The organism is Microterricola gilva, from assembly GCF_004217495.1.
Taxonomy (GTDB): domain Bacteria; phylum Actinomycetota; class Actinomycetes; order Actinomycetales; family Microbacteriaceae; genus Microterricola; species Microterricola gilva.
In genome coordinates, this window is sequence record NZ_SHLC01000001.1 from 2,114,137 (window position 1) to 2,140,476 (window position 26,340).

Sequence of the window (26,340 nt, forward strand, 5' to 3'; positions counted from 1 at the left end):
AGACCACGGAGCCGCTTGGCGGCCCGGACTGCTCGAATAGTGGAAGATTGACGTCGTGAAGATTCTCTCGATTCAGTCGGCCGTCGCTCACGGCTACGTTGGCAACTCGGCGGCGGTGTTCCCCCTCCAGCGCATCGGAGTCGAGGTGCTGCCTGTCAACACGGTGAACTTCTCCAATCACACGGGGTATGGCGCGTGGCGCGGATCCCTCATCGCCCCCGAGGATGTGCACGATGTGATCCTCGGCATCGAGGAACGTGGCGTGCTCCCCCAGATCGACGTCGTGCTCTCGGGATACCAAGGCGGCACCGGGATCGGCGATGTCATCGTGGATGCGGTGCAGCGGGTGAAAGCGGCGAACCCCACGGCCATCTACGCGTGTGACCCCGTGATGGGCAACGCGAAGTCCGGGTGCTTCGTTGCGCCAGAGATCCCTCACCTGCTGCGGGATCGTGTGGTCCCCGTGGCGGACATCATCACGCCGAACCAGTTCGAGTTGGGATTCCTCACGGGAACCGAGCCGACGACGCTGGACTCGACGCTCGCCTCCGTCGACCTCGCACGGGCGATGGGACCTGGCACCGTTCTCGTGACGAGTGTGGAGCGCCCCGACCGCGAGCCCGGCACAGTCGAGATGCTCGCAGTGGATGCAGAAGGCGCGTGGATCGTGCAGACTCCCCATCTGCCGTTCAAAGCGAACGGATCGGGTGACGTCACCGCGGCGCTCTTCTCGGCGCACTACCGCTCGACCGGTGACGCCGCTGCAGCGCTGGAACGGACCGCGTCCAGCGTGTTCGATCTCATTGAACTGACGTATCAATCAGGAGAGCGGGAACTGCGGCTCGTGCAGGCTCAGGACTTCTACGCTCATCCGCGGATGCAGTTCTCCGCCCGGCGCGTGCGCTAGGGAACCAGATCTTTCCTTGGGCTGGGCCCTAGCTCTCTGAGGCCACCATTGGCAGTTCGGGTCCGTAGTTCCAGGACAAGATGGCCGGCTGCTCGCGGTAGTAGCTGAGCACGGAGACCGATCCGGCGTCCAGGGTGATCTGAGCACCGAATCGAGGGGCCAATCTCAGGTACACGGCTGTCAAAATACGCAGGAAATGGCCGTGTGCGACCAGGGCGACATCTCCCTCCTCCATCGCGGGCAGCACACGCGTGAGCACTCGCGACGCGCGGGCAGCGACCTCCTCGACTGTCTCGCCGGGCGTGTCACCACGAATCACGCCGTGGGTGAACGCGCTCCAGTTGTAACCGAGCTCGCTGCGGATATCACGCGTTGTCCGGCCCTCGTACCCGCCGTAGTCCCACTCTACGAGAAACGGGTCGACCTCGGCATCCAGGCCCGCGAGCTCAGCCGTTTGCCGCGCACGCAGCAGGGGCGACGTCAGCACGAGCGAGAAATCGTATCCGGCCACGAGCCGGCCCGCGCCGCGGGCAAGGTCCTCTCCCCGGGCAGTGAGCGGGACGTCCGTGAGCCCTGTGTGTTTTCCATCCTTCGACCACTGCGTCTCACCGTGGCGCAAGAGAACAAGCTTCCCTGTCGGGTTGTCCGGAGCGGGATGGTTGGGCAGCGGATCGATTACGGACATACGGCAACAGTAGTATCGCTCCCCGGATCCCAACCGAGAGAGATCGCCCGCTTCCAAGGAGAACAAGATTGGGCCGCTGCCACACATCTCCCATGGGGATGGCTGGTTCTTGCCGCGGGTACGTGCGTTTAGTCGGCCAATCGGTCCGGTTAGGCTCCGACATCCCGCGGGCCGACCGCTGATGCGTTGCTACTCGCGTTCACGGGTTCTCTCGCCCGAACGCGAGTAGCAATGACGGGTACGCTCATTGAGGCGCAGTGCATTTCACGTGCCGTTCGGCGGGCAATGTCCCGTCGCGCTCAGCTCGAACGAGAAGGAAACACCGTGTCTGATCACGCAAGAGTCAAAGGCCACATCGTGACCCGCACCGTGCGCATCGAGGCCTCTCGCGCGCGCGTCTGGGAGGCGCTGACCGACCCCGCGGTGATGGTCAAGTGGTTCGGAGACCATGTGGGGTTCACCGCGCTCGAGCCCGGTGCTACCGGCAGCATCGATTGGGATGGCTACGGCAGATTCCCGATCGAGATCACCGAAGTGGTGCCCGACGACTCGTTCGGCTTCCGTTGGTCGGGAATCCCCGCCGAGGAGCTCAACGAGTACTCGACGCATGTGCGCTTCACCCTCTCCGATGCCGACACCGGGACAGATGTCACGGTGATCGAATCGGGCTTCGACACGCTCCCCGGCGGCACCCGCTACCGCCGCGAACGTCTTGATCAGAACCGAGAGGGCTGGGACGTCGAACTCGACGAGCTCGTGCTCCTCTTCGAGGGTTCCACCCAGTAGTTCACCAGCACGGAGGAGCCGCTCGCCGATTTGGCCAACCTCGTTCGGCCCGCTCCTGGGAGCGGCCGACGAGACGGCCGAAGAGGTAGACCGCAGAATCTCGTGTTCGTTCATGCGGGAATGTGTGTACGCCTTGCCCCTGCGATCGCAAGCGACCGGCTGCATCAGCGCCGTGTCCGAGAGCCATCCGGCCGAAGCAGTGCCGGAGAGGTGAAACCGGTGAGTTCTCGGTGAGTGGATCAATTTCTTAGTCGTAAGAACCCTTGAGTTTCCGGGACTTTTTGGTGGGCTGTTTGCGAAACCCGTCAGGGTGCGGATCGCAAGCCACCATGAGATGGGTTTTCCTCCGCGTCGAGCTCCCTTTTCCTCCACATTTGTCGAGGATCTGCTCAGCGCACAGAAAGCACCTACAACGGCGACAGGCCACCGCAGGCCAGAGTCAGAAACCGATGACAGTCCGTTCATGATCGTCCTGCGTTCCGCCCGATTCGAGGGCCAGCCCACCCCGACGAAGGCAGACGGACGACTTCCTGCGTGACTGACGCTGACGAGCAGTGCTGGGCGATGGCGCTGGTTGACCGCCTGCAGGAGCCCGCGGCTGCAGGAGGACGCCGCTCCTTCGACGTGCCACCACGCCGCCCGGCTCGGTGTCCAGAGCGGCGAACACGGCACGCTCGTCAGCGAATGCATTGTCAATGCCCTACTAGATTTGGACCGACGCCGGAGATGGGCGTCGCATTTCACCCCGGAGTCATTCGTGAGTCACGTTCAATCTATTCTTCCCACCAGCGGGCCAATTGCGATGCTCTACAGTTGCGCTTGTGCAAAGCAGCCCCCTTCCGCCAAACGGTATTTCGATCTGTACGGCATCAGCGAAGACGTCGACATAGTCGGATCCAGCCTCTACCAGGAGAACATAGTTCAAGCTGTCGCAGCTCGACGCGGCGACAGGCTCAACGTCGCACTTGTTCCTGAGCCAGCGAACCCCCATGACAAGTACGCGGTTCGTGTCGATGTCATAGTCAATGGCCAGCAACTCAAGGCGGGATATCTCCGCCGAGGAGAGGCCCGCGAGTACCACAAGCTGCTCCGCCCTCTCGCCGAGGACGGTGTAATCGGAGTCGCCAAAGCCCGTGCATGGAAAGGTGACGCTGGCTGGCGACTCTACCTACGCCTGAACGGGCCGGAGTGGGCGCTACCCCGCAAAGCACCCGTTGATGATGGACTAGTCCTCATCGCCGAGCGGGAGACTGTTGTGACCGGCGAGGAAGATTTCCAGCCAGCACTCAAGGCGTTGATTGGCCGTCGGAAGAGCGTGGAACACACGTTCCGACTCGACCTTGGAAGCGTCCCCACGGGGAGGAACATCGGTGCGCCTGCAATCGCAGCTTATGACGGAGAGAATCAAGTGGGACGGCTGACCGTCGGGAAGTCGGCCGAATACATGAGTGCGGTGAGACACGCATTGGGTCGGGGCTTCACACCCTATGCGATTGGCATCGTTGAGCGCGATCCGAATCGAGGGATACAGGTGACCCTCTATTTGCCCATCTCAAAGTATCGTTCGAACGCCGAACAGTATTTTTACAGCCCTGTCACGGGGCCGAATCAAATGCACTGAAGCGCCCATACGCTGCCGGTCATTCCGGCGAGTGATCACCGTTTCACCGCCGGCCGCATGGTTACCGTCATGGAGGCGATTCGCGACCCGCATCGGGGCCATTCCCACCCACCTCAGAAAATTCTGCTTCAGGAGTCCTTCGAACTCGAACCCTCGATCGCCGAAAGGGAGAGGTCGTCGTTCATCTTAATAATCAGCGCCACGATCAGGCGCACCGCGATGAGATAGGTATTGAAATGCACTTCATCGCTGTCTGCGTGGGCTTGCGAGCCGTGTAGGTACCTGTTGCGCAAGTTCGGCCCGTTGCTAAATCCCGCCTTGTTCAGAAAGTAGTTGAAGTAGTCCGCTTCGGCGTCGGTCATCAACGTGGAGCTACGCGTCACCCAGCCTCTCGCGACCATGCCATCCGCGGCTACGCGCCCCGCATTGGAGAGGTGAAAATAGTTCGCCGCTTGAGTATTGAACAACGCCGACAGAATGAGCATTTGCTCTACGTCCGCGAATTGGACGCGCTGTCCAGTGTTCTCGAGAACTCCGATGCCAACCAGATGGTCGACGCTAGCCTTCTGGTCGTCGCGGAAGTCCGAGTAGGCGACGGGGTTGTTCAGGAGGAGCCCAACCAGATTCTCATCGCGGAGGCGCTCGTCGATGTAGTTCAACCTCGATTGGTCAGAGAAAAGAAGATGGAGGATGCCGGCAATCTCATTGCTCTCTGAGGCGTAGAGATACTTGCCGTCGAGCAGGCTCGGTATCACCTTGTATCGGACCTGATCCGACCCCATGGTGAGCAGCTCTCGATCAAGTTCACCATTCTCGACAAACAGGCCGAACTGGTTCGCAACGCTTTCCATCTCCGCGAAAAGGTGCCGAACTCTCTGGAGGTAGGACGTACCAGTGTCAGACGGAACGAAGGAGAAGTTCGACATTCCAAACTCCTCGACGAGATAAGTCCCGAAGAACCAGGCGATCACCTTCTCCAGCTCTACATCTTGCGATTTCAGGAAGAGCAAGTACATCTGCGTCTGAAGCAGTGACCTCGCGTCCACGTTTCGAAATGCGACGCCGACCTTGTACTCGGTATTGCCGGTGAGGCCCATCACTCGCTCCATCACGCCAAATTGGGCCGGGTAGGACGGGAACGTCAGGAGAACGTGGCGATCTGCGAACTCGAAAAGGTGCTGAAAGTTGTTGAGAAATTGCGCGCGTGGTTGGCCGGCGATGGAACATCGAGCTCGCAGACAGCTCGGTGGAGTACGCGCAGAGCTTCAATCGCGAGTGGGTGGATGTGACGGTCGATACGACCGAGTTGACGCCTGCCGCGGTTGTCGGAATCTTGTTGGCGCGGGTTGAAGCCGTGGTGGAGTCCGCGGGCAAGATCCCCGGTCCAGAGCGCACGACGCATCCTTCCATTGATGTGGCGGTGACCGTGATCACAGGTGCGGGCGGTGTTGGTCTGTCGACAGTGGGGTTCTTGACCTTCTTGCAGGGCATGTGGGGCGGTGAGCGGGTTGGATATGTCGATTGTCATCAAGTCGGATTCATCGGCGCTGACTCGCGTTCGACGGACATTGCGCCGATGAAGGCGCGCAACGCCTCCGCGATCGCTGCCGTCATGGCGAGACACGGGGTCGAGCATGTCGTGATAACCGCCGATCCCGCGACTAGTCGTTTCCTCGTCGAGATCGCTCACCCGGCAAGAGTCTTCTGGCTTGACGCGTCTGACCCGACCATCGAATCACGCCATCAAGCTCGGGGCGTGGGAGGCGGGCCTCCCCTAGCGGGGGATCACCGGTTTGGGCTTGACAGGAACGCCATGAGCGCAAGCGTCGCCGCTGCAGTCGTCGAGGCCCATGACGAATCGATCCGACCACAGGGGCATGTCCTCATCGGGACAGACCACACATCGGCCGAAGACGTGGCATCCCAGATCACCGCGAGCCGAAGGGGCTGAACCTTGGGAACGACATGTGGCAGCACGCGATACTGCACGATGACGATCGCCAATCACCTCGGGCGCACCGAGGACTTCGGTGCGCCCGAAAGTCGTTAGCGAGCGCCGAACGTCGACGTTTCGAACGCCGAGGCGCCCAGTTCGCGCCCCGTCTTCAAGGAAAAGGCTCGGGAAACAAGAAATCGCTCCGGATTCTCATCCGGAGCGATTCTTTGTGGGCAGTTCTGCGAAGAGTTTCGAGAACGGCCCTTTTGGTCGGGCTGACAGGATTTGAACCTGCGACCCCCTGACCCCCAGTCAGGTGCGCTACCAAGCTGCGCTACAGCCCGTAGTCTCTGGTTGGCCACCAGCGTGAGTAACCTCAGCTGGCGCTTCGCCCGAAGACAACTTGTCAATAATAGCGCGAACTTCGGGCCTCGCTTGCCACTTTGAATCCGCCGGGCGTGTTCCGCCCCCGTTCCGGATGCCGCCGCGCCAAGAACCGCGCGACCGCGGTGCAGAGCCCCGGCGGCAAAGCCCGGATCAACGGCGAGATCGGGGCACCCGTAGCGCCAGGTCGGTGTCGCGACCTAGTGTTTTCTCATGAGCGAACTCGGCCAGGTGAGCATCGTGTCCGTCTCCGACGCGCCCTGGGGCGACGTCGAGCGGGTGTTCGGCACGCGTGGTGACCCGGCGGGTTGTTGGTGCCAGTACTTCAAGCTGTCCAACGCCGAGTGGACCGACGCGGAGCCCGCCGAGTGCAAGGCACTGCTCGAGCAGCAGGTGCGCGCCGCGGCTCCCCCGCCCGGCGTCATCGCCTACCGTGACGGCGAGGCGGTGGGCTGGTGCGCCGTGGAGCCCCGCCCGAACTACAGCCGGCTGGCGCGGAGCCGTGTGGTCGGCGGCGGCAGCCCGGAAGACCCAGCGGATGACGGGGTGTGGGCCGTCACCTGCTTCGTCGTGCGGGTGGGGCACCGCCGCAGCGGCATCGGCGGCTCATTGTTGCGCGGCGCCGTCGAGCAGGCGCGCGCGCTCGGCGCCCGCGTGATCGAGGGCTACCCGGTCGACGTGGCCGTGCGCGGCAAGACCAGCGCCGCCGACCTCTACCACGGCACATCCTCGCTGTTCCTCGCGGCCGGCTTTGCCGAGGTGGCGCGGCCGAGCCCAGACCGCTCGGTGGTGCAGCTGCGAATCAGAGAGTGAGACAACGCCCCGCCAGCTCATAGCTCGTTCATAGCAATCGCCGGTAGTGTCAATCGACCGCTCCGGCACCCCGAACCCAAGGAAATCATGTCCAGCACCGCTGCACCCCGCGCCACCAACTTTCCCGTCATCCTGCTCTGGGTGGCTTCGCTTGCCGCCGCCGCGGTCGGCTACCTCATCATGACGAACGCGATCAACGCGCAGGCCGAGCTCTACGCCGCCGGCTCGCAGGACGTGCACGCCATGCTCGCCGGCCAGTCCAGCGCCACGCTCGGCACGACGCTCATCGGCGTCGGCGTGCTTGGCCTGCTGCTGGCCCTCGCCGTGCACGCGCACAACTTCGCGCTCGCCCAGGCCCAGGCTGCCCTCATGGTCGACGACTTCGACGAGTTCGACGAGACCGAGATCGTGCACAGCACGACCACCCCGGTCGAGGGCGCCGCCGCCGAGGCCACTGCAACCCAGGCCACCGACGAGCCGGTTGAGGTCGTCGAGGTCGAGGACGAGGTCATCGTCGTGGCGGATGCCGCCGACGAGGCCCCGGCCGCCGACAAGAAGCCGGCCACGCCCGCTTCCTGACACCCGTCACAGCACAGCGCCGCACGGCGCTGCCCAGCCCTGTGACCCGCGCTCTGGCGCCGATCGGCCTCGCCGTTCGGCGCCAGAGTCATTTCGCGGCGCTGTCGGCGCCGCGATTGCCGCGGGAGTATGGTCAGTGCATGGGCACGCACGCACAACCCCAGCAGCCTCACCCGGTGGTGGTCGGCGTCTCCGCTGGCCAGCCGCCGCAGGTCGTGGAACAAGCCGCGGAGTTCGCGGCCCGCTTCGGCACGGAGCTCGTCTGCGCACACGTGAACCCCGGGCGCTTCGCCACGGCGGAATCCCCCGACGGCTCGGTACTGACGGCCCCGCTCGACCCCGACTTCGCCGACGAGCACGACGCCGCGTTCGACGCCCGCATCGCCGCCGGGCTGGCTGAGCTGCTCGACGGCAGCGAGATCCCCTGGCGCACGCTGGCCCTCGCCGGCGATGTGCCGACGGCCCTCGCCCACCTCGCCGACACCGTCGACGCGTCGATGATCATCGTCGGCGGCCACGCGCACACCCTCGGCGGTAACATTCAGGACTTCTTCACCGGCTCGGTCGCGCTGGCCCTCACCCGGCGCCAGTCGCGCCCCGTCGTCGTCATCCCCACCCACTCCGGCGGAGACGCAGCGCTCTCCCGGCCGCTCGAGTGACGCCCGGCATCCGGCCGCCGCACCTGCGCTGGGCGGCCATCGCGCTGGTCGCGCTCGGCGGCACCGTCGGCGTCGCCGCCCGCGAGGTGCTCACGCTCATCGTCCCGACGCTCGGCGCCCTCCCGTTGGCCATCGCGATCGTCAATCTGTTCGGCGCCTTCCTGCTCGGCTTGCTCTATGAGGCGCTCACCCGTGCCGATCCCACCCGCTCCACCGCCCGCAGCCTCCGCCTGCTTCTGGGCACCGGCTTCTGCGGCGGCTTCACGACGTACAGCGCCCTCGCCGTCGACACCGCTCTGCTGCTGGGCGATGGGGAGCTCGCGACGGCCGCAGCGTACGCACTGGGCACCGTCGTGCTCGGCGCCTGCGCCACCTGGGGCGGCATCGCCATCGGCCATGCCATCGCCACCCGGATGCCGCAGACGTCGGCACAGCAGGGAGCGACGTCGTGACTCCCCTGCTGTTCGCACTGCTCGCCCTGGCCGGCGGAGTCGGGGCCGCGGCGCGCTTCGTCCTGGACGGGGCCATCCGCACCCGGCTGAGGACGGCCTTCCCGTGGGCGACGACGGTGATCAACGTGTCCGGGTCGCTCGTGCTCGGCGTGCTGACGGGCCTCACCGCCGTGCACCTGCTGCCTGAGCAGCTGGGCGTCATCCTCGGTGCCGGATTCCTCGGCGGCTACACCACCTTCAGCACGGCGAGCTACGAGACCGTGCAGCTGATCCGCCAGGGCCGCTACGGCGCCTCCCTGCTCAGCGGGCTGCTCATGCTCGCGCTCTGCGTGGCGGCCGCCGCGCTCGGGCTGTGGATCGGGAGTTCGGTGTAGGCAGCGGGCGCTGCCGAGGGTGCCCGCGGGGTCCCAATACGCTCGTTCCTCGCTCCTCGACCAGCGGAAGAGTGAGGTCGTGCCCGATCAGCACGCCGGGCGGCGCGCCGGTTAACGACGCACCGCGCCTGGCCGAAGGGCCGGACGCGGTGCGGGAGCGTCTCTCGGTCGAGCGCCTAGCGGGCGCGCTTCTCGCGCACGCGCATGTTGACGAAGATCGGCGTTCCGGCGAAACCGTAGATCTCGCGCAGGCGGCGCTGGATGTAGCGACGGTAGCCCGGGTCGAGGAATCCGGTCGTGAACAGCACGAATGTCGGCGGACGGCTGGAGACCTGGGTACCGAACAGGATGCGCGGCTGCTTGCCTCCGCGCACGGGGTGCGGGTGCGCGGCGGTGAGCTCGGCCAGGAAGGCGTTGAACTTGCCGGTCGCGATGCGGGTGTCCCACGACTCGAGGGCGAGTTCCAGCGCGGGAACGAGCTTCTCGAGGTGGCGGCCGGTGCGGGCGGAGATGTTCACGCGCGGGGCCCACGCCACGTGGGCCAGGTCCTGCTCGATCTCGCGCTCGAGGTAGCGGCGACGGTCATCGTCAAGCAGGTCCCACTTGTTGAAGGCCAGCACGAGTGCGCGGCCGGACTCCAGCACGAGGTCGATGATGCGCACGTCCTGCTCGCTGAGCTTCTCGCTCACGTCGAGGACGACGATGGCGACCTCGGCCTTCTCGAGGGCCGTGCTGGTGCGGAGCGACGCGTAGAAGTCGGCGCCCTGTGACAGGTGCACACGACGGCGGATGCCGGCGGTGTCGACGAACCGCCAGATCTTGCCGCCGAGCTCGATCTGCTCGTCGACCGGGTCGCGGGTGGTTCCGGCGAGCTCGTTGACGACGACCCGCTCTTCGCCGGCCGCCTTGTTCAGGAGGCTGGACTTGCCGACGTTCGGCCGGCCGAGGATCGCGACGCGGCGGGGACCGCCGACCTCCTCCTTGGCGACAGCCGAGATCAGCGGGAGCTTCTTGAGGACCTCGTCGAGCATGTCGGCGACGCCGCGGCCGTGCAGGGCCGAGACGGGGTACGGCTCGCCGAGGCCGAGGCTCCAGAGCGCCGCAGCGTCCGGCTCCTGGCGGGAGTCGTCCACCTTGTTGGCGAGGAGGAAGACGGGCTTGCCGCTCTTGCGGAGCATGCGCACGACCTGCTCGTCGGTCGACGTGGCGCCGACCTTGGAGTCGACGACGAAGAGCACGACGTCGCAGAGGTCGATGGCGACCTCGGCCTGGGCGGCGACGGAGGCGTCGATGCCCTTGGCGTCGGGCTCCCAGCCGCCGGTGTCGACGAGCGTGAAGCGGCGATCGTTCCACTCGCCCTTGTACGAGACGCGGTCACGCGTGACGCCTGGAGTGTCTTCGACGACGGCCTCGCGGCGGCCGAGGATGCGGTTGATCAGCGCCGACTTGCCCACGTTGGGGCGGCCGACGACGGCGATCACCGGCAGCGCGGGCAGGTAGGTGATGGCGTTGGGGTCTTCGGTCGCCGCGTCGAGGACGTCGAAGTCTTCGTCTTCGAGCTCGTAGTCGGCGAGGCCGGCGCGCAGCGAGTGCGCGCGCTGGACCGCGAGGTCCTCGTCGAGCGTGTTCATCCGCTCAGCGAGGTCGTCGTTCGCGTCGAACTCGTCGGTGTCGATATCAGTCATGAATGTCTCCTCGTGCTGATGTCACTTCGACAAGCTCGGTTCAAGCTCGCCTCAATCAGCGGTTTTTGCGTAGCTGATCAATCAGCAGTGGTGTCGGTGGCGGCGATCACCGCGATGACGGCATCGACGGTTTCGGCAAAGTTCAGTTCGGTCGAATCGACCGTGGTCACGCCCTCTGCAGCATTCAGAAAGTCGACCACGCGCGAATCGGCCTGGTCGCGCTTCTTGAGCTCGGCTCCCGCGGTTGCGGCGGCGTCATCCTGCAGCTCGGCAGACCGTCTGGCCATTCTAGCCTCTTCGGATGCTGTGAGTAGGATGCGCACGGGCGCATCGGGTGCGACGACGGTCGTGATGTCGCGCCCTTCGACCACGATGCCCGGCTTGTCGACGCCGGCGGCGATGCTCCGGAATAGCTCGACGAGGTGGCTGCGCACCTCGGGAACGCGGGCGATCGCGCTGACGGCCGCGCTCACCCTGGGTTCGCGGATCGCGTCCGTGACGTCGTTCGCGCCAACGCGCACGTGGTACTCGGCCGGGTCGGTGCCGATCTCGTAGTCGAAATCAGCGAGAATCCGGATGACGGCATCCGCATCGTTCTGGTCGATGCCGTTCTCGAGCACGAGCCAGGCCAGCGCGCGGTAGGCGGCGCCGGTGTCGAGGAAGCCGTAGCCGAGCCGGGAGGCGACGGCCTTGCTCACGCTGGACTTGCCGCTGCCGGCCGGGCCATCGATCGCCACGAGGACGGGGGTCGGGGTGGTCTCTGTCATACTTCAGCCTGCAATCCGCCAGCCGCGGGCGACCAGCTCGGTGGTGAGGCGTTCGACAGCCTCGGGAACGATGGAGATCTCGGCGAGGCCGACCTGCACGCCCGGCGAGTGCTCGAGGCGCACGTCTTCGAGGTTGACCCCGATCTCGCCGATCTCGTTGAAGAGTCTGGCCAGCTGGCCCGGCTTGTCGTCGACCATCACGATCATGGTGGCGAAGCGCTTGTCGATGCCGTGCTTGCCCGGCAGACGGGCGACGCCGGTGTTGCCACCGGCGATCTCCTCGGCCACCCGGCGGCGCGCGCCCGGTGCGTCGACGTCGCCGAGGGCTTCGATGAAGCGGTCGAGGTCCTCACGGTACGCGGCGAGGATCTCGCGCACGGGCGCGGCGTTGGCGCCGAGGATCTGCACCCAGAGTTCGGCGTCGCTCGCGGCGAGCCTCGTGACGTCGCGCACGCCCTGCCCTGCGAGGTTCACGGCGGCGCTCGGGGCGTCGACGAGGCGTCGGGCCAGCAGGCTCGAGACGACCTGGGGAACGTGCGAGATCAGCGCGACCCCGCGGTCGTGCTCCTCCGGGCTCATCTCGACGAGCGTCGCGCCGAGATCGAGGATCAGGTCGTCGATCGCGCTGGCCCGCTTGTACGAGATGGCGTCGTGCGCCGCGACGACCCACGGGCGACCGACGAAGAGGTCGGCACGCCCGGAGAGGGGGCCGCCGCGTTCCCGGCCGGCCATCGGGTGGGAGCCGATGTAGCGCGAGATGTCGGCACCGCGCTCGCGCAGGGTCTGCAGGATCTGCAACTTCACGCTGGCGACGTCGGTGACGATCGCGTCGGGGAAGTCGGCGAGTTCGCGCGCCACGATCTCGGCCGTGACGTCGGGGGGAACGGCCACGACGATCAGCTGGGGCCGGTCTCCGGATGCCGCCGGGCGCCCGGCGCCGAGGTCGGAGGAGATGCTGACGACCGTCGGTGAGGCGTCCGCGAGGACCACCTCGATGCCGCGGGCACGGAGGCCGAGGCCGATGCTGGTGCCGAGCAGGCCGACGCCGACGATGCGGACCGGGCCGCTCAGGCGGCTCTCCAGCTCCGGTGTCGTGCCCTGCGCGCTGGGTTCTGCCGCCATCAGAGTCCCTTCCGCTTGGGGCTCTTGTCCGCGCTGCGCACGGCGTGGCTCTGCTGCGCCTCCGCGCCGTCGCGCGAGATGGTGAGCACCTGACCGAGCTCGGCCTTGGTGAGTTCGCGCATCTGCCCGATCGGCAGCGTGCCGAGGCTGAGCGGGCCGAACTGGCGGCGCACGAGGTCGACGACGGGGTGGCCGACCTCGGCCAGCATGCGGCGGACGATGCGGTTGCGCCCGGAGTGCAGGGTGATCTCGACGACACTGTGCGTCTGAGATCCGGCCGGGTCGGAGAGGATGCGGGCCTTGTCTGCCTTGATCGGGCCGTCGTCGAGCTCGATCCCGCGCTGCAGCAGCGCGACGGTCTGCGCCGTCATCCGGCCGCGGACCTTGGCGACGTAGGTCTTCGTCACGCCGAAGGACGGGTGCGCGAGGGTGTGGGCGAGGTCGCCGTCGTTGGTGAGGATGAGCAGACCGCTCGTCTCCGCGTCGAGGCGGCCGACGTTGAAGAGGCGCTCGGAGAAGTCCTTGGTGAAGTAGCTGAGGTCGGGGCGGCCCTGCTCGTCGTTCATGGAGGACACGACGCCGGTCGGCTTGTTCAGCATGATGTAGCGCTTGGTCGCGTCCAGCTGCACGCCGAGGCCGTTCACCGACACGAGGTCGGTCTCCGGGTTCACGCGGGTGCCGAGTTCGGTCACCGTCACGCCGTTGACGGCGATGCGGCCCTCGACGATGTACTGCTCGATGACGCGGCGGGAGGCGATGCCGGCCGCGGCGAGGAGCTTCTGCAGGCGAACGCCGTCAGGCCCGGCATCCGGGGTCAGAGGGGGGAAATCGTCATCGTAGGTCATGGCTGAATCCTTCCGCGCCGTCCTCGAGCAGAGGAGAAATCGGCGGCAGTTCGTCGAGGGAGTTCACGCCGAGCTGCGTCAGGAGCAGATCGGTCGTGGCGTAGTTGATGGCGCCGGTTTCGGCGTCGGTGAAAGCTTCGGTGATGAGTCCGCGGCCGAGCAGCGTGCGCACGACGGAGTCGACGTTCACGGCCCGGATGGAGGCGATGGCGCCGCGGCTGATGGGTTGCTTGTACGCGATCACCGCGAGGGTCTCCAGCGCGGCCTGGGAGAGCTTGCTCGGATTCTGGGTGACGACGAAGTCGGCGACGACGGTGTCGTACTCCGCACGCACGTAGAAGCGCCAGCCGCCGCCGACCTCGCGCAGTTCGAAGCCGCGACGGATGCCGGCAGGCTGCCCGTCCGCGTCGAGCCCGTCGTAGTCGTTGACGAGTCGGGCGACGGCCGCCTCGGTCTCGGCGACGGGGCGGCCGAGCGCCGTGGCGAGGTGCACGAGGCCCTGCGGTTCGTCGGCGACGAGCAGGATGGCCTCGAGGGCCCGCTCGATGTCGACGTCACGTGCAGGCACGGTCTCCGTTGCTGGCACGGTCTCAGTTTCACTCATCGTAATCGGCTCCGAGGTTGGCGAGGCTGTCATCGGTCCAGGACTCCGCCGTCCAGCGCAGCGTGAGCTCTCCGAGCGGCTCCAGCTGCTCGAAGGCGATCGCCGCGTGCCGGTAGAGCTCGAGCACAGCCAGGAAGCGGGCGATGACGATGCCCTTCTGACTGCCGGAATCGTGGTCGAGGCCGCTGACCAGCTGGCGGAAGCTGGTCGGCTCTCCCCCGCGCAGCACCGCGACGATGTGGGCGGCCTGCTCCCGGATGCTCACCAGCGGGGCGTGCAGGTGCTCGAGGCCGACGACGGGGATGTCGCGCGGCGTGAACGCGAGCGTTGCGATCGCCGCGAAGTCGCTTGCGGAGAGCGTCCAGACGAGCTCTGGGGTCTGCTGGCGGTACTTCTCCTCGAGCCGCACCGTGCGGGCGTGCCTGGTGGACTCGTGTTCGAGGTGCGACGCGAACCAGGCGGAGGCCTCCTTGAAGGCGCGGTACTGCAGCAGCCGGGCGAAGAGCAGGTCGCGCGCCTCGAGCAGGGCCACGTCCTCGGCGTCGACGAGTTCGCCCTGCGGCAGCAGCCCTGCAACCTTGAGGTCGAGCAGGGTGGCGGCGACGACGAGGAACTCGCTGGCCTGGTCGAGCTCCTTCTCGGAGTCGAGGCCGCGCAGGTAGGCGATGAACTCGTCGGTCACCCGGCTGAGCGAGACCTCCGTGATGTCCAGCTCGTGCTTCGAGATGAGGCTGAGCAGCAGGTCGAATGGGCCGGAGAAGTTGCTGAGGGCGACGCTGAAACCGGCGTCGGTTGGCTGAGCGGGCGCGGCCGCGCTAGGCGACTGCGCCACGACTGACCAGCTCTCGGGCGAGCTGCCGGTAGGCGCGCGCTGCCGCGTGCTCCGGCGCAAACTGGGTGATGGGGGCACCGGCGACACTGGCATCCGGGAACTTCACGGTGCGGCCGATCACCGTCTCGAGCACCTTGTCTCCGAAGGCGTCGACGACGCGCTCGAGTACCTCGCGCGAGTGCAGGGTGCGCGAGTCGTACATGGTGGCCAGGATGCCGTCGAGCTCGATGGCCGGGTTCAACCGGTCGCGCACCTTGTCGATGGTCTCGATCAGCAGTGCGACGCCGCGGAGCGCGAAGAACTCGCACTCGAGGGGAATGAGCACGCCGTGGCTGGCGGTGAGGGCGTTGACGGTCAGCAGGCCGAGCGATGGCTGGCAGTCGATCAGCACGACGTCGTAGTCGTCGCTGACCTTGCGCAGCACGCTGGCGAGGATCTGCTCGCGGGCGACCTCGTTGACGAGGTGCACCTCGGCGGCCGAGAGGTCGATGTTGGCCGGGATCACGTCGAGCCCCGGCACCTTGGTCTTCTGGATGGCATCACGCGGGTCGACGGAGCGCGAGAGCAGCAGGTCGTAGATCGTTGGCACATCGTGCGTCTGCACGCCGAGGCCGGCCGACAGGGCGCCCTGCGGGTCGAAGTCGATGGCGAGCACGCGGCGGCCGTACTCGGCGAGGGCGGCTCCGAGGCTGATCGTCGTCGTGGTCTTGCCGACGCCACCCTTCTGGTTGCACAGGGCGATGACCCTGGCGGGACCGTGTCCCTTGAGCGGGACCGGGACGGGGAAGTCGGTCTGCGGGCGGTTGGTCGGGCCGAGGGTGCCAGCGCCTTCAGTCACCGGAGTGCGGCCCAGGGCGGAAAGTTCAGCGAGGGGAAGTTCCGCCGAGTTGTCTCGCATACTCGCCACGCTGATCTCCTGGTCTGGGCTCGCGCCCATCAAACATTGCCCATCAACATCGTGCCCAGTGAATCGTGGGCCGACGGTGCCACCGGAAGAGCCGGGAGCACGTGTTCGATTCTAGCGAGCGCGAGGGTGGGCACTCGTGTACATATCGCGGAGTGTATCGGCTGTGACCAATGTGTAGATCTGGGTGGTCGCGACCGAGGAGTGGCCGAGCAGCTCCTGTACGACGCGCACATCGGCGCCTCCGGCCAGCAGATGGGTCGCGAAGGAGTGGCGCAGCGTGTGCGGAGACACCTCGACGTCGAGCCCGGCGCGGGCGGCTGCGGCCCGGATGATGAGCCAGGCGTTCTGGCGCGACACGCGTTGACCGCGCAGGCCGAGGAAGAGTGCCGGGGTGGCGGTTCCGCGCCGCGAGAGCACGGGCCTGGCCCGCACCAGGTAGGCGTCGATGGCCGCCCTGGCGAAGCTGCCGACGGGCACGATGCGCTGCTTGCCGCCCTTGCCGAGCAGCCGCACCACCTCGCGGTCGATCACGTCGTCGACGTTGAGGTCGACCGCCTCGGAGACGCGCGCACCGGTCGCGTAGAGCAGCTCGAGCAGCGCGTGGTCGCGCAGCTGCTGCACCTCGTCGCCGCGTGTCGCGTCCAGCAGCGCCTCGACCTGTTCGATCGTGATGGCCTTGGGCAGCCGGCTGCCGAGCTTGGGCGGTTTCGTCTCGTGCGCGGCATCCGTCTCTGTCGTGCCCTCATCGAGCAGGAAACGGTGCCAGCCCCGCACGGAGGAGAGAACCCTGGCGATCGAGGAGGCCTTCAGCGGCTCCTCCTCGCGCGTGCCGAGGTGGCGCACGAAGTCGCTCACGTGGTTGCTCGTGACGGCGGCGGGGTCGGTGATGCCCTCCTCGGCCAGCCAGTGCGCGTAGAGCGCGAGGTCGCGACGGTAGGCCGCGACGGTGTTGGCCGAGAGGCCGCGTTCGACGGTGACGTGGCGCAGATAGTTGTGCACCGCGCGCTCGACGGCGCTCGACGGGGCCTCATGGCCCGTGTGGGGAACCGCAATCGCGGCGGTCGTCGCCGGTTCCGGCTCGGCCGTCACGCCCCGAACGCCTCACTCTTCGGATGCCGCGGCCAGATCACGTCGCCGGCCTCCAGACCCTGCCATCCGCGGGACCTGGCCACCGTGGCCGCGAGCACGCCGACAACGAGCGACGGGTTCTGCAGTTCCCTGGCCATCACGGCGTCGACGGCCTCATCCAGCGAGACCCAGCGCAGCTCGATGTCTGCTTCCTCGTCGCTGCGCGGGAACGGCTCGGCGGTGGCGCTCAGGCCGCGGGCGAGGTAGATCCGGATCGCCTCGTCGCTGCCGCCCGGCGAGGTGTAGAACTCGCTGAGCACGCTCCACTCGCTCGCCTTGAGGTCGGCCTCCTCGGCCAGCTCGCGCTGCGCGGCGAGGAGCGGGCTCTCTCCGCGCACATCGAGCAGCCCGGCCGGGATCTCCCACTCCCGCGCGCGCACCGGATGCCGGTACTGCTTGATCAGCAGCACCCGCTCGGTCTCGTCGATCGCGAGCACGGCGACGGCACCGGTGTGGTCGACGAAGTCACGCTCGATGACCGCACCGTTGTACTCGAAGCGCTCACGGCGCACATCCCAGACTCGGCCGGTGAAGACCGTGTTGGACGAGAGCACCGCGACCGCCTGCGGCGTGTCGGCCAATGGCGACGCGGCCAGTGGCGAAGCGGCCGCTGCCGAGCCGGCAGGCGGTTCGCGGTGCTCATCGTTGTTCGTCATGCGCTGAGCGCCCTCGCCCTACTCGGCGTCCTTGACCTCGAACAGGCGGCTGGCCTGCTGGCGGTCGAGCGCCGCGGAGACGAGGCCGCGGAACAGCGGGTGAGCGTTGTTCGGGCGCGAGCGCAGCTCGGGGTGCGCCTGGGTGGCCACGTAGAACGGGTGCTGGTCGCGCGGCAGCTCGACGAACTCGACGAGCTGGCGGTCGGGCGAGGTTCCGGAGAACGAGAGGCCGGCCGCCGCGATCTGCTCACGGTAGCCATTGTTCACCTCGTAGCGGTGACGGTGGCGCTCGGTGATGAGCGTCGAGCCGTAGAGCTCCGCAACGAGCGAGTCCTCGGCGAGGGCCGCCTGGTAGAGGCCGAGGCGCATCGTGCCGCCCAGGTCTCCCCCGGCGATGATCTCGACCTGCTCCTCCATCGTCGCGATCACGGGGAACGCGGTCTCCGGGTCGAACTCCGTCGACGACGCGCCGACGAGGTCCGCCTTGTTGCGGGCGTACTCGATGACCATGCACTGCAGGCCGAGGCAGAGGCCGAGGGTCGGGATGCCGTTCTCACGCGCGAACTTCAGCGCGCCGAGCTTGCCCTCGATGCCGCGCACGCCGAAGCCGCCCGGCACGCAGATGGCGTCGAGTTCGGCGAGGTTGCGGGCTGCGCCCTCCTCGGTCTCGCACTCATCGGAGGGGATCCAGTTGATGTTGACCTTGGTCTGCTGGGCAAAACCGCCGGCGCGCAGCGCCTCGGTCACCGAGAGGTAGGCATCCGGAAGGTCGATGTACTTGCCGACCAGACCGATCGTCACCTCGTGCTTGGGCTCGTGCACGGCGTCGAGCACCGTCTGCCAGCCGTCCCAGTTCACGTCGCCGGCCTTCTTCAGGCCGAGCTGCTCGATGATGTAGGCGTCGAGGCCCTGCGCGTGCAGAACGGTCGGGATGTCGTAGACGCTGCGGAGGTCAGGCGTGTTGATCACGGCCTCCTCTTCGACGTCACACATCAGCGCGATCTTGCGCTTGTTGCTCTCGGTCACCGGGCGGTCGCTGCGGAGCACGAGGGCGTCCGGCTGGATACCGATCGAGCGCAGCGTCGCGACGGAGTGCTGCGTCGGCTTGGTCTTCTGCTCGCCGGAGGCGCCCATGAACGGCACCAGGGAGACGTGCACGAAGAACACGTTCTTGCGGCCGAGCTCATGGCGCACCTGACGTGCCGCCTCGAGGAACGGCTGCGACTCGATGTCACCGACCGTGCCGCCGACCTCGGTGATGATCACGTCGGGCTTCGGCTCTTCGCTGGCCTGCAGGCGCATGCGGCGCTTGATCTCGTCGGTGATGTGCGGGATGACCTGCACGGTGTCACCGAGGTACTCACCGCGACGCTCCTTGGCGATCACGGTCGAGTAGATCTGACCGGTCGTCACGTTGGCGGCCTGGCTCAGGTTGATGTCCAGGAATCGCTCGTAGTGACCGATGTCCAAGTCGGTCTCAGCCCCGTCGTCGGTCACGAAGACCTCGCCGTGCTGGAACGGGTTCATCGTGCCCGGGTCCACGTTGAGATAGGGGTCAAGCTTCTGCATCACGACGCGCAAACCGCGCGCCGTCAGAAGGTTGCCCAGGCTCGCGGCCGTGAGGCCCTTGCCCAAAGAAGAAACGACACCACCGGTCACAAAGATGTGCCGAGTCGTGCCGTTCGAGTTGTCCGCGCTAATATCCACCACGGGCTTCCATCCTATCAGTGCTTTGCAGGCTGTGCAGCCTGGGCGAGTTCAATGAGTTCTCTGGCGTGAGCGAGACCGCTCTCCGAGTCGGGCAGTCCAGAGAGCAGGCGGGCCATTTCGGCCTCCCGTTCCTGGCCTTGCAGCAGCTGAACGCTGCTCGCCGTGACCGAGCCAGAGCCGTCTTTGACGACGCGCAAATGGTTCTCGGCGAAGGCGGCGACCTGGGCCAAATGTGTGACGACGATGACTTGGGCGGATTCCGCCAGCCGGGCGAGTCGTCGCCCGATCTCGATGGCGGCCGCTCCGCCGATGCCGGCATCCACCTCGTCGAAGACGAAGGTCGGCACCGGGTCGGTTCCGGCCACGACGACCTCGATGGCGAGCATCACCCGCGAGAGTTCGCCGCCTGAGGCTCCGCGCCCGAGCGGGCGGGGCTCGGCGCCGGAGTGTGGCTTCAGCAGGATCGAGACGGCGTCGCCGCCGCTGGAGCCGAGCGCGTCGCGCCGGCTCACCTCCACCACGAGGGCGGCGTCCGGCATGGCCAGCGCCCCGAGCTCGGTGGTGACTTCGCGGCCGAGCTGTTCCGCGGCGCTCTCGCGGCGCGAACTGAGGTCGGATGCCAGCCGCTGCAGCAGATCGCTGTCGGCCGAGACCTCGGTCTCGAGCTCTGCGATGCGCTCGGCGTCGCCGTCGAGCTCGAACAGCCGGTTGCTGCCGAGTTCGAGCGCCTCGATCACCTCGTCGAGGGAGCTGCCGTACTTGCGCACGATCACGGCGAGCTCCGCACGCCGTTCCTGCACGAGCTCGAGCTCCCTGGCGCCATCGGAGTCGAGGCCGGCCAGGTAGCTGGAGAGTTCGCCTGCGGCATCCGCCAGCAGGAATTCGATGTTCGCGATCGACTCGGCGATCGGGCCGAGCGCCGCATCGTGCGCGGCGACGCGCTCGACGGCGCGCCTGGCCGCGTTCAGAAGGGCGACCGCGTCCGGCGCGTCGTCGCTGCCGCTCTCGTTCTCTGCTGAGAGGTGCTCACGGGCGATCGTGGCGGCCTGACGCAGCTCCTCGAGGTTGCTGAGGCGTTCCGCGCGTTCGGCCAGCTCGACGTCTTCGCCTGGCAGCGGGGCGACCGTCTCGATCTCGGCGAGGGCCGCGCGCAGGTCATCGGCCTCGCGGGCGCGCCGGTCACGCTCGGTCAGGAGCTGGTCGAGCTGCTCGCAGTTGGCCTGCCAGCGGCGGTAGGCGTGGCCGTAGTCCGCGAGCATGGCGGCGAAGTCCGGGCCGGCGAAGCGGTCGAGCGCCTCTCGCTGGGCGGTGGACGAGCGCAAGCGCATCTGCTCCGACTGCCCGTGCACGACGACGAGGTGGTCGGCGAGCTCGGCGAGCACGGCGGCCGGCGCCGAACGCCCACCGACGATCGCCCGGCTGCGTCCCTCGGCAGACACCGAGCGGCCGAGCAGCAGTTCGGGGCCGTCGAGGTCTCCCCCGGCCTCCCGCACGCGCTCGGCGACGGCGCCGGTCTCCGGAACGAGCCAACGGCCCTCTACCCAACTCTGTGGCTGCCCCTGGCGTACTGCGCCGGCATCCGCCCGTTCGCCGAGCAGCAGGCCCAGCGCGGAGACCACCATGGTCTTGCCTGCGCCGGTCTCGCCGGTGACAGCGGTGAAGCCGGGGCTGAGCGGCAGGGTCGCCTCGGCGATCACGCCGAGGTCACGAATCGTCAGTTCTTCAATCACGGCCGATCGGCCCCCGCCAGCCGGTGACCGGCAGTTCGAACTTGTTGACGAGGCGGTCGGTGAACGGCGCCTGGTGCAGGCGTGCCAGACGCACGGGAACCGGGCTGCGGCGCACGACGACGCGTGCACCTGGCGGCAGATCGTGGGCGCGGCGGCCGTCGCACCAGAGCACGCCGGAGGCGTCGGTGCGCGCGAGCACCTCGACGGCCAGGGAGGAGTCCGGGCCGACGACGAGGGGGCGTGCGAAGAGGGCGTGCGCGCTGAGCGGCACGAGGAGCATGGCGTCGAGCGTCGGCCAGACGATCGGACCGCCGGCCGAGAAGGCGTACGCCGTCGACCCGGTCGGGGTCGACATGACGACGCCGTCGCAGCCGAAGGTGGAGAGCGGCCGGCCGTCGACCTCGATGACGACCTCGAGCATGCGTTCGCGGCTCGCCTTCTCGACGGTGGCCTCGTTGAGCGCCCACGTCTCGTAGATGACGGTCTCGTCGACCTTGACGCGCACGGAGAGCGTCATCCGCTCCTCGACGAGGTAGTCGCGTTGCAGGCCGCGGTTGATCGCCTCACTGAGGTTGTCGCGCTCGCTCTCGGCGAGGAAGCCGACGTGCCCGAGGTTCACACCGAGCAGCGGTGCCGATGCACCGCGCACGAGCTCCGCCGCGCGCAGGATGGTGCCGTCGCCGCCGAGCACGACCACGAGTTCGAGGTCTTGTGGCTGCACATCGACGCCGAGCAGCAGCAGTGAGCCACCGTGGTCGGGGAAGAAGTCGCGCAGATCGTCACCCTGATCCGCTGGAATCACGGGCGTCGCGCCGGCCGCACGCAGCTGCGCACAGGTGGCCACGGCTGCCTCGAGCGCGTCACGGCGCCCAGTGTGCGCGACGACGAGGATGGGGCGCTGCACTGGCGTCATAACGTCATGCTCCCGTCGTGGCTGTTACTCGGTCGATCCATTCTGACGGATCAGCGCCCTCTGTGGCGCTCAACCAGACGAGATACTCGTGATTTCCCGATCCGCCTGCAATCGGCGAGGCCACGAGGCCGGCCGTGCGGAGCCCGAGATCGTGGGCGGCCCACAGCACGCCGTTGACTGCTTCCGCGCGCAGACCGGGGTTTTTCACGACGCCCTCGCGGATGCCGGTGCGCCCGACCTCGAACTGCGGCTTGATCAGCAGCACGAAGTCGGCTCCCTGCTCGGCCGTCTCGACGAAAGCGGGCAGCACGGTCAGCAGCGAGATGAACGACAGGTCGGCGACGACGACGCTCGGCCGCTCCGGCCAGCGGCTGGCGGCGGCGAGCGACTCTGCGTTCATGTAGCGCACGTTGTAGCCCTCGACGAGGGTCAGTCGCTCCTCCTCCGCGAGCTCAGCTGCGAGCTGGCCGTGGCCGACGTCGACTGCCAGAACCCGCGCCGCTCCGCGTTCGAGCAGCACCTGGCTGAATCCACCGGTCGAGGCTCCGGCGTCGAGCACGGTGGCACCCTCGATCGTGACGGGGAACGCGTCGAGTGCCGCGATGAGCTTGTGCGCGGCGCGACTCACGTAGTGGTCGGCTCCGGCGACCTCGATGCGCTGCGAGGGGAAGACCTTGGTGGCCGGCTTGATGATGGGCTTGCCGTTCACGGTGACGAGGCCCTCAGCGACAAGCGTCGCCGCGTGGGTGCGCGAACGGGCGAGGCCGCGCTCGGCCAGTGCGGCATCCAGACGGATGCCTGCGTTGTGGTCGGTCATCTAGTGGCCTTGCGTTCGCGGGGCGTCGCCGCCCTCGAGTCGGTCGCGCATCTCATCGTGCAGCTGCACATAGGCGTCTGCACGCTGCGCCAGCGGCTGGTCTTCGATCACACGCAGGCGCGGGAGCAGGGCGTCATCGGCTGAAGCGCCCGCTCCGTTCGCCGCGTCGTGTCGTTCGGCGTGGTGCTCGCCCGAGTGCTCGTCGTGTGTGCTCACACAGCCACGTTACCGCCGACGACCGACACGGGCGCCGAGGCGCTCCCATCGGTGGCAGCGGCATCCGTGTACAGCGATTCCGGAACGTTGAGCCCGTAGATCGCACGGCCCGAGTTCCAGATCAGGGCGCATGCCGCGCGGAGCAGGTCGATCCCGCCGTCGCCGGACTTCACGATCTGCACGTCGTTGGCGCGGAGGCGCACGACGGCGCCATTGACGCTCGCCTGGCTGCCATCGGCCGAGAGCACGGTCTCCGGGTACGGTTCGTGCAGCTGGCGGAGGTCGTTCAGCAGGTAGCGCGGCCGCATGTCGGCACCGGCCGCCAGTGCCTGCTTGGCCTTGTCGATACCGGTGAGAACGAGCACGGAATCGATTCCTGCCCTGTTCGCCCCGAGGATGTCGGTGTCGAGGCGATCCCCGATGAAGAGCGCCTTGTGCGCGCCGAAACGCGCCTGGGCGACCTCGAAGATCGGCACCTCCGGCTTGCCGGCGACGAGGGGCAGGCGCCCGACGGCGGTGTGCACGGCGGAGACGAGCGTGCCGTTGCCCGGTGCGATGCCGCGCGCGACGGGGATCGTCCAGTCGGTGTTGGTCGCCACCCAGGGGATGTCGGCCCCCGGACCGGTCGGCGCGAGCGCGAATGCGGCCTCGGCGAGCTGGGCCCAACCGATCTCGGGGGTGAAACCCTGCACGACGGCATCCGGGAGATCGTCGGCCGAGCGCGTGACGCGGTATCCGGCCTTCTCCACCTCGACGATGAGCCCATCGCCGCCGATGACGAGCACCAACGCGCCAGGCTCGATGAGCCCGGAGAGCAGACGCATGGCCGCCTGCGGCGAGGTCACGACGTCGTCCGGCTGCACGGTCAGACCGAGTTCGCTGAGGTGCTCCGCGACGGAGCGGTCAGAACGCGAGGCGTTGTTCGTGATGTAGCCGACCCTCGCGGATCCGCTTGCCCGGTTCAGGCTCTCCACCGCGTGCGGAATCGCGTGCGGGCCGGCGTAGACGACACCGTCGAGGTCGGCGAGGAGCACGTCGACGCCGTCGAGAGGGGTAGCGGATGCCACCGGCTTAGGCTTCCGGCTGAACAGCGCCATCGTCCACCAGCTCGGCCTTCGCCTTCTTCACGGCCTTCTTCGGAACCGCCGCGGCGGGCTTCTCGGCCTTGGCGGCCTTGTCGGCTTTCGCGGGCTTCTCGGGCTTCTCGGCCTTCTCAACCTTGACAGCTTTCGCAGCCTTGGCCGGCTTCTCCGCGGTGGCGGCCTTGGCGGCCTTCACGGGCTTGTCGGCTTTGGCAGACTTGGCCGGCTTCTCTGCCTTCTCTGCCTTCTCTGCCTTGGGCACCTTGACGGCCTTCGCGGCCTTCTTCGGCGCCTCCTCGGCCGGAGCCACGGTGTCAGTCACGTCGGTGGCGTCGGCCGGCGCGGGCTCGGCGGCCGGTGCGGCGTCATCCGACGCCACGTCGCTGCTGTCGTCGTTCTCGAGCACGTTGCCCTCGAGCACGTTGCCCTCTGCGAAGTTCTCGTCACCGAGGTCGATGAAGTCGTAGTCCTCCTCGTACACCGAGATGGTCTCGTCGCCGTCCTCGCCGTACGCTGCGCCCAGCGCTGCTGCTGCACGGTTGGCGCGGGCGCGCCACTCGGCGGCGTCGGCTGCACGGCCGAGCTCCTCGAGCACCTCGGCGTATGCGGCGAAGAGCGGAGGGCTGTAGCTGAACGCCGTGTTCGGGTTCAGCTGCGGGATCTCCAGCTCCACGAGTGCGAGTTCGGGCTGCTCGAGGTCGAGGCGTGCACCGGACATCGCGATGGCCAGTTCGGCCTGCACAGAGTCCGGCAGCGTACTGCGGTCGATGCTGCGGCCGAGCTCAAGTGCACGGTCGGGGCGCCCGACGCCGCGCTCACTGTCCACCATGAGTGCGATCTGGTCGTTCTTGCCTGAGATCCGGCGGTAGGTGCGCAGCTCGCGGAGGGCAAGGGCGAAGTCGCCGGTCGCGTATGCGGTCACGGCGAGCGTCTCCCGCACGATAGCGATACGTCCGGCACGGCGCGCGGCCGACGTCACGTGACGGTGCGCCAGTTCGGGGTCTTCGTCGATCAGACGAGCCGCCATCGCGAGGTGCTTGGCAACCCACTCGGCGTTGTCCTTGGTGAGCGTCTTCAGCTCATTGCGGGCAAGGCGGTCGAGGTCGGAACTCGAGACGTCGTCGGGGAGCTCCGGGTCGTCGTGACGCGGGCGCACCATGCGCAGCTCGTGCTGGCGGCGCTGCTCCTCGGTCATCTCCTCGTTGTAACGTGCCTCGCGCTCGGCCTCACGGTCGTTGCGGGCCGGAGCACCATCGCGGGTCCACAGCTTGTCGCCACCGGCACGCGGGGGTCGACGGTCGCCGTCGCGCGGCGGGCGGCGGTCTCCACCGTCGCGGTTCTCCCACGGCTTGCGGTCGCCTGAGCCGGCAGGGCGACGGTCGCCGGAGGTCGAGCCTCCGCGGTTCTCCCAGGGCTTGCGCTCACCGTCACGCGGCGGGCGGCGGTCTCCACCGTCACGGTTCTCCCACGGCTTGCGGTCCCCGGACGCCGGACGGCGGTCTCCACCGTCGCGGTTCTCCCACGGCTTCCGCTCGCCATCGCGGGGCGGACGGCCACCGGAGGACGAGCCTCCGCGGTTCTCCCAGGGCTTGCGCTCACCGTCACGCGGCGGGCGGCGGTCTCCACCGTCACGGTTCTCCCACGGCTTGCGGTCCCCGGACGCCGGACGGCGGTCTCCGCCATCGCGGTTCTCCCACGGCTTCCGCTCACCATCGCGGGGCGGACGGCCACCGGAGGACGAACCTCCGCGGTTCTCCCAGGGCTTGCGCTCACCATCGCGCGGCGGACGGCGGTCTCCACCGTCGCGGTTCTCCCACGGCTTCCGCTCACCGGAGCCGGCCGGACGGCCACCGGAGGACGAGCCTCCACGGTTCTCCCACGGCTTGCGGTCGCCAGAGCTGGCCTGGCGACGGTCGCCGCCGTCTCGGGCCTGTCGACGGTCCCCGCTCGGCGCGGAATCGCGCTTCTCCCACGGCTTGTGCGACGCACCATCGCGCTGCGACGACCGCGCGGAACCGCCTCGTGTCTCATTGCCTCGGGTGTCCCGCGAAGGACGCTTCTCGCGCTCGGGTCCTTGACCCTGGGATGAAGAATCACTCACGGTGCATTCCTGTTCTCTGTTAATGGGCG

At 67.7% G+C, this 26,340-nt stretch carries 27 protein-coding genes and 1 tRNA gene; 9 read left to right on the forward strand and 19 right to left on the reverse strand.

All coding sequences use genetic code 11. The annotated features are described in order from the left end of the window. The first annotated feature begins 55 nt into the window (after positions 1–55). Positions 56–907, forward strand: coding sequence for a pyridoxal kinase PdxY (gene pdxY / locus EV379_RS09830; RefSeq protein WP_130505985.1), 852 nt, complete (start codon positions 56–58; stop codon positions 905–907). Positions 908–935: 28 nt separating this feature from the next. Here pdxY and EV379_RS09835 read toward each other — a convergent pair whose 3' ends face one another. After that, on the reverse strand, positions 936–1,592 hold the full coding sequence (locus EV379_RS09835) for a histidine phosphatase family protein (protein ID WP_130505986.1): 657 nt from the start codon (positions 1,590–1,592) through the stop codon (positions 936–938). A 324-nt stretch (positions 1,593–1,916) separates the two neighbouring features. Between EV379_RS09835 and EV379_RS09840 the strand changes: the two genes are divergently transcribed. Then, entirely contained in the window at positions 1,917–2,378 is a 462-nt protein-coding gene (locus tag EV379_RS09840; protein ID WP_165397342.1) for an SRPBCC domain-containing protein, read from the forward strand. A 757-nt stretch (positions 2,379–3,135) separates the two neighbouring features. After that, on the forward strand, positions 3,136–3,999 hold the full coding sequence (locus EV379_RS09845) for an HIRAN domain-containing protein (RefSeq protein WP_130505988.1): 864 nt from the start codon (positions 3,136–3,138) through the stop codon (positions 3,997–3,999). 128 nt (positions 4,000–4,127) lie between these two features. Here EV379_RS09845 and EV379_RS09850 read toward each other — a convergent pair whose 3' ends face one another. Next, the gene (locus tag EV379_RS09850; protein ID WP_130505989.1) at positions 4,128–5,096 is read right to left on the reverse strand and encodes a hypothetical protein; all 969 of its coding nucleotides are present in this window, start codon (positions 5,094–5,096) and stop codon (positions 4,128–4,130) included. Between the two features lie 149 nt (positions 5,097–5,245). Between EV379_RS09850 and EV379_RS09855 the strand changes: the two genes are divergently transcribed. After that, positions 5,246–5,950, forward strand: a complete 705-nt coding sequence (locus EV379_RS09855; RefSeq protein WP_130505990.1) for a hypothetical protein — start codon at positions 5,246–5,248, stop codon at positions 5,948–5,950. Positions 5,951–6,202: 252 nt separating this feature from the next. On the opposite strand, the gene EV379_RS09860 is transcribed toward EV379_RS09855, so the two are convergent. After that, positions 6,203–6,279 (reverse strand) — tRNA-Pro (locus EV379_RS09860). Positions 6,280–6,532: 253 nt separating this feature from the next. Between EV379_RS09860 and EV379_RS09865 the strand changes: the two genes are divergently transcribed. The 5 genes from EV379_RS09865 (at position 6,533) to crcB (ending at position 9,196) form a co-directional block, all read left to right on the forward strand. Then, positions 6,533–7,132, forward strand: coding sequence for a GNAT family N-acetyltransferase (locus tag EV379_RS09865; RefSeq protein ID WP_130505991.1), 600 nt, complete (start codon positions 6,533–6,535; stop codon positions 7,130–7,132). An 87-nt stretch (positions 7,133–7,219) separates the two neighbouring features. Then, positions 7,220–7,711 (forward strand): hypothetical protein, encoded by a 492-nt coding sequence (locus EV379_RS09870; protein WP_130505992.1) that lies wholly within the window; start codon positions 7,220–7,222, stop codon positions 7,709–7,711. A 140-nt stretch (positions 7,712–7,851) separates the two neighbouring features. Continuing rightward, positions 7,852–8,370, forward strand: a complete 519-nt coding sequence (locus EV379_RS09875) for a universal stress protein (protein ID WP_130505993.1) — start codon at positions 7,852–7,854, stop codon at positions 8,368–8,370. Continuing rightward, a complete protein-coding gene (locus EV379_RS09880) occupies positions 8,367–8,822 on the forward strand; it encodes a fluoride efflux transporter FluC (RefSeq protein WP_207226226.1) in 456 nt (151 codons plus the stop codon). The genes EV379_RS09875 and EV379_RS09880 overlap by 4 nt, the downstream gene beginning before the upstream one ends. After that, positions 8,819–9,196, forward strand: coding sequence for a fluoride efflux transporter CrcB (crcB, locus tag EV379_RS09885; protein ID WP_130505994.1), 378 nt, complete (start codon positions 8,819–8,821; stop codon positions 9,194–9,196). Before EV379_RS09880 ends, crcB begins: the two co-directional genes overlap by 4 nt. Before the next feature lie 176 nt (positions 9,197–9,372). Here crcB and der read toward each other — a convergent pair whose 3' ends face one another. The 16 genes from der to EV379_RS17410 all read right to left on the reverse strand — a co-directional run bounded on the left by der (position 9,373) and on the right by EV379_RS17410 (position 26,311). Further along, a complete protein-coding gene (der, locus tag EV379_RS09890) occupies positions 9,373–10,881 on the reverse strand; it encodes a ribosome biogenesis GTPase Der (RefSeq protein WP_130505995.1) in 1,509 nt (502 codons plus the stop codon). A gap of 77 nt (positions 10,882–10,958) precedes the next feature. Then, positions 10,959–11,648: a (d)CMP kinase gene (gene cmk, locus EV379_RS09895; protein WP_130505996.1), complete on the reverse strand. Its 690-nt coding sequence runs from the start codon at positions 11,646–11,648 to the stop codon at positions 10,959–10,961. A 3-nt stretch (positions 11,649–11,651) separates the two neighbouring features. Beyond that, on the reverse strand, positions 11,652–12,770 hold the full coding sequence (locus EV379_RS09900) for a prephenate dehydrogenase (RefSeq protein WP_130505997.1): 1,119 nt from the start codon (positions 12,768–12,770) through the stop codon (positions 11,652–11,654). Further along, entirely contained in the window at positions 12,770–13,615 is an 846-nt protein-coding gene (locus tag EV379_RS09905) for a pseudouridine synthase (protein WP_130505998.1), read from the reverse strand. The genes EV379_RS09900 and EV379_RS09905 overlap by 1 nt, the downstream gene beginning before the upstream one ends. Further along, positions 13,602–14,219 carry an SMC-Scp complex subunit ScpB gene (gene scpB, locus EV379_RS09910; RefSeq protein WP_207226227.1) on the reverse strand — a complete coding sequence of 206 codons (618 nt, stop codon included), beginning with the start codon at positions 14,217–14,219 and terminating at the stop codon, positions 13,602–13,604. Before scpB ends, EV379_RS09905 begins: the two co-directional genes overlap by 14 nt. Further along, complete coding sequence (locus EV379_RS09915; protein WP_242616316.1) at positions 14,212–15,051, reverse strand: segregation and condensation protein A; 840 nt, start codon at positions 15,049–15,051, stop codon at positions 14,212–14,214. Before EV379_RS09915 ends, scpB begins: the two co-directional genes overlap by 8 nt. Further along, positions 15,035–15,889: a ParA family protein gene (locus tag EV379_RS09920; protein ID WP_423203244.1), complete on the reverse strand. Its 855-nt coding sequence runs from the start codon at positions 15,887–15,889 to the stop codon at positions 15,035–15,037. Before EV379_RS09920 ends, EV379_RS09915 begins: the two co-directional genes overlap by 17 nt. 180 nt (positions 15,890–16,069) lie before the next feature. After that, a complete protein-coding gene (xerD, locus tag EV379_RS09925) occupies positions 16,070–17,011 on the reverse strand; it encodes a site-specific tyrosine recombinase XerD (protein ID WP_130507397.1) in 942 nt (313 codons plus the stop codon). 32 nt (positions 17,012–17,043) lie between these two features. Next, on the reverse strand, positions 17,044–17,742 hold the full coding sequence (locus EV379_RS09930) for an NUDIX domain-containing protein (RefSeq protein ID WP_130506001.1): 699 nt from the start codon (positions 17,740–17,742) through the stop codon (positions 17,044–17,046). A gap of 18 nt (positions 17,743–17,760) precedes the next feature. Next, positions 17,761–19,452: a CTP synthase gene (locus EV379_RS09935; RefSeq protein ID WP_130506002.1), complete on the reverse strand. Its 1,692-nt coding sequence runs from the start codon at positions 19,450–19,452 to the stop codon at positions 17,761–17,763. A 14-nt stretch (positions 19,453–19,466) separates the two neighbouring features. Then, entirely contained in the window at positions 19,467–21,182 is a 1,716-nt protein-coding gene (gene recN, locus EV379_RS09940; protein WP_130506003.1) for a DNA repair protein RecN, read from the reverse strand. Beyond that, positions 21,175–22,095, reverse strand: coding sequence for an NAD kinase (locus EV379_RS09945; RefSeq protein WP_130506004.1), 921 nt, complete (start codon positions 22,093–22,095; stop codon positions 21,175–21,177). The genes recN and EV379_RS09945 overlap by 8 nt, the downstream gene beginning before the upstream one ends. 4 nt (positions 22,096–22,099) lie before the next feature. Next, positions 22,100–22,912 (reverse strand): TlyA family RNA methyltransferase, encoded by an 813-nt coding sequence (locus tag EV379_RS09950; protein ID WP_130506005.1) that lies wholly within the window; start codon positions 22,910–22,912, stop codon positions 22,100–22,102. Continuing rightward, the gene (locus EV379_RS09955) at positions 22,913–23,128 is read right to left on the reverse strand and encodes a hypothetical protein (protein ID WP_130506006.1); all 216 of its coding nucleotides are present in this window, start codon (positions 23,126–23,128) and stop codon (positions 22,913–22,915) included. It abuts the gene before it with no gap. Further along, positions 23,125–24,225, reverse strand: coding sequence for an HAD-IIA family hydrolase (locus tag EV379_RS09960; RefSeq protein WP_130506007.1), 1,101 nt, complete (start codon positions 24,223–24,225; stop codon positions 23,125–23,127). The genes EV379_RS09955 and EV379_RS09960 overlap by 4 nt, the downstream gene beginning before the upstream one ends. Then, on the reverse strand, positions 24,200–26,311 hold the full coding sequence (locus EV379_RS17410; RefSeq protein WP_242616317.1) for a primosomal protein: 2,112 nt from the start codon (positions 26,309–26,311) through the stop codon (positions 24,200–24,202). Before EV379_RS17410 ends, EV379_RS09960 begins: the two co-directional genes overlap by 26 nt. Between the last annotated feature and the right edge of the window lie 29 nt (positions 26,312–26,340).

Bases quoted from the DNA above. Each gene is read 5' to 3' on its own strand.
- EV379_RS09835 (WP_130505986.1), bottom strand. From the start codon at position 1,592: ATGTCCGTAATCGATCCGCTGCCCAACCATCCCGCTCCGGACAACCCG.
- EV379_RS09850 (WP_130505989.1), bottom strand. From the start codon at position 5,096: ATGGGCCTCACCGGCAATACCGAGTACAAGGTCGGCGTCGCATTTCGA.
- EV379_RS09865 (WP_130505991.1), top strand. From the start codon at position 6,533: ATGAGCGAACTCGGCCAGGTGAGCATCGTGTCCGTCTCCGACGCGCCC.
- EV379_RS09870 (WP_130505992.1), top strand. From the start codon at position 7,220: ATGTCCAGCACCGCTGCACCCCGCGCCACCAACTTTCCCGTCATCCTG.
- EV379_RS09875 (WP_130505993.1), top strand. From the start codon at position 7,852: ATGGGCACGCACGCACAACCCCAGCAGCCTCACCCGGTGGTGGTCGGC.
- der (WP_130505995.1), bottom strand. From the start codon at position 10,881: ATGACTGATATCGACACCGACGAGTTCGACGCGAACGACGACCTCGCT.
- cmk (WP_130505996.1), bottom strand. From the start codon at position 11,648: ATGACAGAGACCACCCCGACCCCCGTCCTCGTGGCGATCGATGGCCCG.
- EV379_RS09900 (WP_130505997.1), bottom strand. From the start codon at position 12,770: ATGGCGGCAGAACCCAGCGCGCAGGGCACGACACCGGAGCTGGAGAGC.
- EV379_RS09905 (WP_130505998.1), bottom strand. From the start codon at position 13,615: ATGACCTACGATGACGATTTCCCCCCTCTGACCCCGGATGCCGGGCCT.
- scpB (WP_207226227.1), bottom strand. From the start codon at position 14,219: ATGAGTGAAACTGAGACCGTGCCAGCAACGGAGACCGTGCCTGCACGT.
- EV379_RS09930 (WP_130506001.1), bottom strand. From the start codon at position 17,742: ATGACGAACAACGATGAGCACCGCGAACCGCCTGCCGGCTCGGCAGCG.
- EV379_RS09945 (WP_130506004.1), bottom strand. From the start codon at position 22,095: ATGACGCCAGTGCAGCGCCCCATCCTCGTCGTCGCGCACACTGGGCGC.
- EV379_RS09950 (WP_130506005.1), bottom strand. From the start codon at position 22,912: ATGACCGACCACAACGCAGGCATCCGTCTGGATGCCGCACTGGCCGAG.
- EV379_RS09960 (WP_130506007.1), bottom strand. From the start codon at position 24,225: ATGGCGCTGTTCAGCCGGAAGCCTAAGCCGGTGGCATCCGCTACCCCT.